This window comes from Burkholderia sp. Bp9015 (assembly GCF_003853505.1).
GTDB lineage: Bacteria > Pseudomonadota > Gammaproteobacteria > Burkholderiales > Burkholderiaceae > Burkholderia.
On record NZ_QTPZ01000007.1, the window covers coordinates 220,577 to 226,956 of the forward strand.

Sequence of the window (6,380 nt, forward strand, 5' to 3'; positions counted from 1 at the left end):
GGGCGTCAACACAAAAACCCGCTTGGGACTAAGTCTCAAGCGGGTTGCTCGAATCCGGCATCGGCGACTCGCGGCCCCGGAACGAGGCCGATCGTGCGGAGGTCGCCGGTGCGCCGCTCAGCGAACCGCGCGGCGCTCAATCGTTCAGTACAGCTTCTTCGGCAGCGTCTGGCTGCGAATCCGCTTGTAATGACGCTTCACCGCAGCAGCCTTCTTGCGCTTGCGCTCGGCGGTCGGCTTTTCGTAGAACTCCCGCGCACGAAGCTCGGTCAGCAGACCGTTCTTCTCGATCGTGCGCTTGAAGCGACGCATGGCGACTTCGAACGGCTCGTTTTCTTTAACGCGAATGATCGTCATGATCCGACACGAATAAAGGTTTGCAGGGAAGACTTACGAGTATAGCAGAGCGTCGTGCAAAGACATAAGGGCCGGGTCCCGTCAACGGCAGGGCGCGCAGCCGTGTCAGGCGCCGCGCGAGAACTCCGCCGCAGCCTGCCCGGCCGCCGTGCCGGACGCCCATGCCCACTGGAAGTTGTAACCGCCGAGCCAGCCCGTCACGTCCACCGCCTCGCCGATGAAGAACAGCCCCGGCACCCGCGCGCTCATCATCGTCGCCGACGACAGTTCGCGCGTATCGACGCCCCCTTTCGTCACCTCGGCCTTCTTGTAGCCCTCGGTGCCGTTCGGTGTCAGCGTCCAGCCGGACAGCGCGTCGCCGATCTGGCGCAGCGTCTTGTCGGGCAGGTCCGCGAGCCGCGCGTCGGCCGCGACGCGGTGCGTGTCGAGCCAGACGTGGGCGAGGCGCGACGGCACCCAGTCCGCGAGCAGCGAGCCGATCTGCCGCTTCGACGTGTGCTTCGCGTCGAGCAGGTCGGCCACCGCGTCGCGCTGCGGCAGCAGGTCGATACGGATCGGGTCGCCCGACTGCCAGTAGCTGGAGATCTGCAGGATGCCCGGGCCCGACAGGCCGCGATGGGTCAGCAGCAGGTCCTCGACGAATTCGCCGCCGCGCTTCTTGTCGCCGGTCGACACGCGCACTTCGAGCGACACGCCGGACAGCGCCGCGAACGGCTCCCAGTCCTGCGACGCAAAGGTGAGCGGCACGAGCGCGGGCCGCGTATCGACGAGCTTGTGGCCGAACTGCTTCGCGAGCCGGTAGCCGAAGTCGGTGGCACCGATCTTCGGGATCGACAGGCCGCCGGTGGCGACGATCAGCGCGCGTGCGCGGATCGGCCCCGCCTGCTGCGTGTCGAGCGTGAAGCCGTCGGACGGCGCGTGGCGCACCGCGTCGACGACCACCGGCCGGCGCCAGGCGATGCCGCCCGCGTCGCATTCATGCTTCAGCACGTCGATGACCGCGTCGCTGCCGTGATCGCAAAAGAGCTGCCCCTTGTGCTTTTCGTGCCAGGTCACGTGGTGGCGCTTGAGGAGCCCGAGGAAGTCGCGCGGCGTGTAGCGCGCAAGCGCCGAGCGCGCGAAATGCGGATTCGACGACAGGTAGTTGTCGGGACCCGCATGGAGGTTCGTGAAGTTGCAGCGGCCGCCGCCCGAGATGCGGATTTTCTCGGCGAGCCGCGGCGCATGGTCGATCAGCACCACGCGGCGGCCGAGTTGCCCGGCGACCGCGGCGCTCATCATCCCGGCGGCGCCCGCGCCGATCACGGCGATGTCGTAAGTTTCCATGGCGCGGTTTGTTCAGGAACTTTGCATAGGCTATGAATTATGCATATTTATCAGCCACTTAGAGGTAGGCGACTGATGAATATCTTGAGGAAGGGCGAATGATACATGCGACGGCGGAGAACGCAACGCTTGGATGGCCGCAGCTTCGATTCTCAGGTAGGGCGCATGCAACCGCGAATCGACAGCCTTCGTCCTTGCTGATCGCCAGGAGAACCTGAATGCGGCTGAACTCCGCGACCAGCGACTCCTCATCAGCAGCCGGCCCTATCCCGGTTTCCCGATCCTGCTTTGGGACAGCATGGAGGGTTGTCGTTCGGTCAACAGGTTTCAGCTCAGCCTGCGTGATATCCAAGAGCGGCTGTTCGAGCGCGGATCAACCTTGTATCGATACATTCCGGACAACCGAAGCTCGCGACATTTTCCCAAATTCACATCGTGGCTCCGATTTCGAATCGGCACGTTGGACGGCCGTACCCGTGCGACAGCACTGGATCAACATTTGACGCGTCGCCCAGCTATTCCAAGCGACTCCATACCACTCAACGAGTCTACAAGGTATTGACGGAAGCCCTCAGCGGCTGGCGAGACCGCGCGGCTTGCTGAATGGTAAAGGCATACTTGGCGCATGACTTCCGGCTCTACAATCCGGCGCATAACCAAACCAAGCGGTCGCGCCAGCAGGCCGACATACGCCGGCGCCAACGTCAACGCAAGTCCAACCGCTGCCATCCCAAGAGCGGTGCTGATGTTGTCGACGACGTCCATAGGCGCGATACGCTCGTCGTCAGCGACGCCTGCGCGCATGAGTGAAACGTTACGTTCATAGTCTCGACCCGCCGCGACAACCGGCTGCTTTCGCAGGTCGGACCACGTAATCCGTCCACGTTTAGAGAGAGGATTGTCCGGCGCGCACCAGAGCACCCAGGGGCTTTTGAACAGTTCGATACGCGCCACGTCATCACCGACCGTCTGATCGGGGCCGACTCCGAGGTCGACGTCTCCGTTGGCAACCATGTCTACAAGGTTATCGACTGCCGCATCCCGAATCCGTATCACCACCTTGGGATGCGTTTGCCCGTATCTCTTAATCGCAGTGGGCATCATCGTCGTCGCGATTACAAGCGGAGCTGCAATCCGAACGATCCCTGCGGCGCGATTCCGTATATCGTCCGCCGCGGCCTGAGCCAGTTCGATATTCCTCATCACGCTCTTCGCGTGAACGACGAACTCCCGGCCGGCCGGCGACAGTGCCACGCTACGCGTGGTGCGATCGAACAGGCGAAAGCCCACACCGCTTTCGAGTTCCGCAATCAGCAGACTTACGGCGGACGGCGACAAGTTCAGGCGCTCGCCAGCTCGCGCAAAGTTGCGAACATCCGCCACGGCAAGGAAAGCAGCAAGCTGCCTCGGCGTGAATCTGGCCCCGGACATGCGCCCTCCATTGAACAGTTTTTCTCGATAATAGGTCAGAAATCATCGTTTGTCTTATTGAATAGCCCGACGCAAACTTTCGCCACAAAGACCGACTATTCCAACTCAGGAGACACACTGTGGCGCAATCATTCACCGCGCACCTCGAGCAGGAGGAACAGCTCGAAGAACGCGCTTACTCGATCGTTACCTGGCGGCTTGTGCCGTTCCTCTGTCTGTGCTTCGTCATCGCGTTCCTCGATCGCGTCAACATCGCGTTCGCGAAATTGCAGATGGTGTCGGAGCTGGGCTGGAGCGAGCAGATCTACGGTTTCGGCGCCGGAATCTTTTTTCTCGCGTATTTCGTATGCGAGGTTCCGAGCAATCTGATCATGCATCGGGTCGGCGCACGCCGCTGGATCGCCCGAATCATGATTTCCTGGGCCGTGCTGACGGGCCTCATGGCATTCGTGCACACGACGACGGCCTTCTATGTGATCCGCTTCCTGATTGGCGCCGCCGAAGCGGGCTTCTTCCCTGGGATCATCCTCTACCTGACATATTGGTATCCAGCGAAGCGCCGAAGCCGCGTGATCGCAACATTCATGACCGCCATTCCGATCGCCGGCGTCTGCGGCGGCATTCTCTCAGGATGGATTCTGTCGACGTTTCACGGCGCGGCTGGTTTATCCGGGTGGCAATGGCTGTTTGTGCTCGAGAGCGTACCGTCGCTGATTGTCGGCATCGCTGCATTGTTCTATCTCGACGACAGTATCCGCAACGCGAAGTGGCTGGACGACGAAGCGCGCGTCCGGCTGATTGCAAACATCGAAGCAGAGTCGAAGAACAAACAAACGGTATCGCTTTCCGAAGCGTTGCGCCGGCCCGCAGTATGGCTGCTGGCGTTCGCGTACTTCGGTGCCGCGATGGGTCAGTATGGTTTCGGTTTCTGGCTTCCGTCGATCATCAAACACATGGGCGTCGCGTCTGCGCTGAATGTGGGCCTGCTGTCGGCAATTCCATACGCGTTCGGCATCGGCGCGATGCTGGTGGTCGGGCGTAGCGCGGATCGAAGCGGTGAGCATCGCTGGCACTATCTCATACCGTGCGCTGCCGCGGCTCTCGGGCTCGTCGCGAGTGCGCTGTACAGCGGCCAGCAGGTGGTTTCGCTTGTGGCGCTGACGGTTGCCTGCATGGGATTGCAGTGCCTTGCGCCTGTGTTCTGGCGCATTCCAACTTCGTTGCTGGGTGGGGTTGCTGCGGCCGCTGGCATCGCACTGGTCAATTCGATCGGCAACCTTGCCGGGTTCGTCAGCCCTTACATGATCGGTTGGATCGTAGACCGCACGGGCAGCGCGAGCGTCGCGCTTTACGTCACCGCAGTGTTTCTGCTGCTGTCGGCCGGCATCGTCGCTGCGATGCCGCGCAATGCCGGGCGGGATCGGCAACTCAACATCGGACATACTCAATGACTCCATTCATCGAACAGCCTGTCGACCTATTCGTCGCAGCGCTCGAAAGCACGCTCGGCGACAGCTCGGTCGTGCTCGACTCGTCTGTCGCGTCGGCTCACGCCGGCGACTGGTGTGAAGCACCACATTGCATGCCGAGCATCGTCGTGTTCCCGCGCACGCCGCAACAGGTGGCGGCGACACTTGAGATCTGCAGCCGCTTTCGTCGCCGTGCTGTCGTGCAAGGCGGCTTGACGGGTCTCGCCGGTGGCGCGACGCCGCGCGAAGGGGAAATCGCGCTTTCGTTATCGAAGCTCGATGCAATCGAGGAAATCGACGCCGTAGGCGGCACCGCCACCGTGCAGGCTGGCGTCGTTCTCGAAGAATTGCAGCAACGCGTCGAAGAACAAGGCTGGTACTTTCCGCTCGATCTCGGCGCTCGCGGTTCATGCCAGATCGGCGGCAACGCCGCTGTCAATGCTGGTGGTAACCGTGTGATCCGGTTCGGCACAATGCGCGATATGGTGCTTGGCCTCGAAGTCGTGTTGCCCGACGGGCGTCTGCTCAGCATGCTCAATCGCGTCACGAAAAACACAACCGGCGTAGATCTGAAGCACCTGTTCATCGGCAGCGAAGGTACTTTGGGCGTGATTACCAGACTCGTCCTCAAGCTTTCTCCGCTGCCTACGAGCGCATGCACTGCGCTCTGTGCGCTTCCGTCGTTTGACGCCGCAACGCAGCTCATACGCGACGCTCGCGCCACACTGCCGGGCCTCTCCGCGTTCGAGGTCATGTGGGACGACTTCATGGCCGCCGCTCGCGAAGTCCACGAGTTGCGGCCAGCCTTCGATGCCCCCGCGCCGGTGTACGCATTGCTGGAGACGCTCGGTACCGACGAAGCAGACGAACGGCGACAACTCGAGGAGTTTCTGGCCAATGCGTTCGACCACGGTCTCGCGACCGATGCCGTCGTAGCCCAATCGATCGACGACGCGCAGCGGCTTTGGGCCTATCGCGAAGCCATAGGCGAACTGCTGGCGCACCTCAAGCCGCATGCCGCTTTCGATGTTGGCGTTCCGATGGCAGCAATGGAGCGGTTCGTTGATTCGACGCGCAAAGCGCTGACGCAGCAGTTTGCGCGCCAACGTCACCTGTTCTTCGGCCATATCGGCGACGGAAATCTTCACGTGCTTTCGGGTCCCCACGACAGCCCGGACGACCTGCATCGCGTTGAAGATCTCGTCTACCGGGCAGTCGCCGACGTGGGCGGCTCGATCTCTGCTGAGCACGGCATCGGAGTCGTGAAGCGAGACTTTCTGCACCATAGCCGTTCTGCTGACGAGATTGCGTTGATGCAGGCGATCAAGGACCTGCTGGATCCGGCAGGCGTACTGAATGCTGGTCGGATTCTACGAAAAGACTGAACGGAAGATACATGAAGATAATCGTCGCGGTGAAAAGAGTGGTCGATTACAACGTGAAGGTCCGCGTGAAGTCGGACAACACCGGCGTCGACATCGCGAACGTGAAGATGTCGATGAACCCGTTCGACGAAATCGCCGTTGAAGAAGCCGTGCGCCTGAAGGAAGCGGGCGTCGCGACCGAAGTGATCGCGGTGTCGGTGGGCGTCGCGCAAGCGCAGGAAACGCTGCGTACGGCGCTGGCGATCGGCGCGGATCGCGCGATCCTCGTCGAGTCGAACGATAGCGTCGAGCCGCTGGCCGTCGCGAAGATCCTGAAGGCGCTGGTCGACAAGGAGCAGCCGCAACTGGTGATCCTCGGCAAGCAGGCGATCGACGACGATTCGAACCAGACGGGCCAGATGCTGGCTGCGCT

General features: G+C 61.9%; 5 protein-coding genes and 1 pseudogene. 3 read left to right on the forward strand and 3 right to left on the reverse strand.

Translation table 11 applies throughout. The features are described 5' to 3' along the window. Nucleotides 1-144: 144 nt before the first annotated feature. The 3 genes from rpsU to DIE12_RS10810 form a co-directional block, all read right to left on the reverse strand. The gene (gene rpsU, locus DIE12_RS10800; RefSeq protein ID WP_006479415.1) at nucleotides 145-357 is read right to left on the reverse strand and encodes a 30S ribosomal protein S21; all 213 of its coding nucleotides are present in this window, start codon (nucleotides 355-357) and stop codon (nucleotides 145-147) included. 105 nt (nucleotides 358-462) lie between these two features. Beyond that, entirely contained in the window at nucleotides 463-1,683 is a 1,221-nt protein-coding gene (locus tag DIE12_RS10805) for an NAD(P)/FAD-dependent oxidoreductase (RefSeq protein ID WP_124486424.1), read from the reverse strand. A 492-nt stretch (nucleotides 1,684-2,175) separates the two neighbouring features. After that, nucleotides 2,176-3,114 carry a LysR family transcriptional regulator gene (locus DIE12_RS10810; RefSeq protein ID WP_124521942.1) on the reverse strand — a complete coding sequence of 313 codons (939 nt, stop codon included), beginning with the start codon at nucleotides 3,112-3,114 and terminating at the stop codon, nucleotides 2,176-2,178. A 119-nt stretch (nucleotides 3,115-3,233) separates the two neighbouring features. Here DIE12_RS10810 and DIE12_RS10815 point away from each other — a divergent pair, with 119 nt between their 5' ends. From DIE12_RS10815 to DIE12_RS10825, 3 genes and pseudogenes are all read left to right on the forward strand, one after another. Next, complete coding sequence (locus DIE12_RS10815) at nucleotides 3,234-4,565, forward strand: MFS transporter (RefSeq protein WP_124521944.1); 1,332 nt, start codon at nucleotides 3,234-3,236, stop codon at nucleotides 4,563-4,565. Continuing rightward, the gene (locus DIE12_RS10820) at nucleotides 4,562-5,968 is read left to right on the forward strand and encodes an FAD-binding oxidoreductase (protein WP_124521946.1); all 1,407 of its coding nucleotides are present in this window, start codon (nucleotides 4,562-4,564) and stop codon (nucleotides 5,966-5,968) included. The genes DIE12_RS10815 and DIE12_RS10820 overlap by 4 nt, the downstream gene beginning before the upstream one ends. Nucleotides 5,969-5,979: 11 nt before the next feature. Next, nucleotides 5,980-6,380 (forward strand): annotated as a pseudogene (locus DIE12_RS10825) (electron transfer flavoprotein subunit beta/FixA family protein); the annotation flags it as partial.

Coding starts and splice junctions, on each gene's coding strand:
- rpsU (WP_006479415.1), bottom strand. CDS start 357: ATGACGATCATTCGCGTTAAAGAAAACGAGCCGTTCGAAGTCGCCATG.
- DIE12_RS10805 (WP_124486424.1), bottom strand. CDS start 1,683: ATGGAAACTTACGACATCGCCGTGATCGGCGCGGGCGCCGCCGGGATG.
- DIE12_RS10810 (WP_124521942.1), bottom strand. CDS start 3,114: ATGTCCGGGGCCAGATTCACGCCGAGGCAGCTTGCTGCTTTCCTTGCC.
- DIE12_RS10820 (WP_124521946.1), top strand. CDS start 4,562: ATGACTCCATTCATCGAACAGCCTGTCGACCTATTCGTCGCAGCGCTC.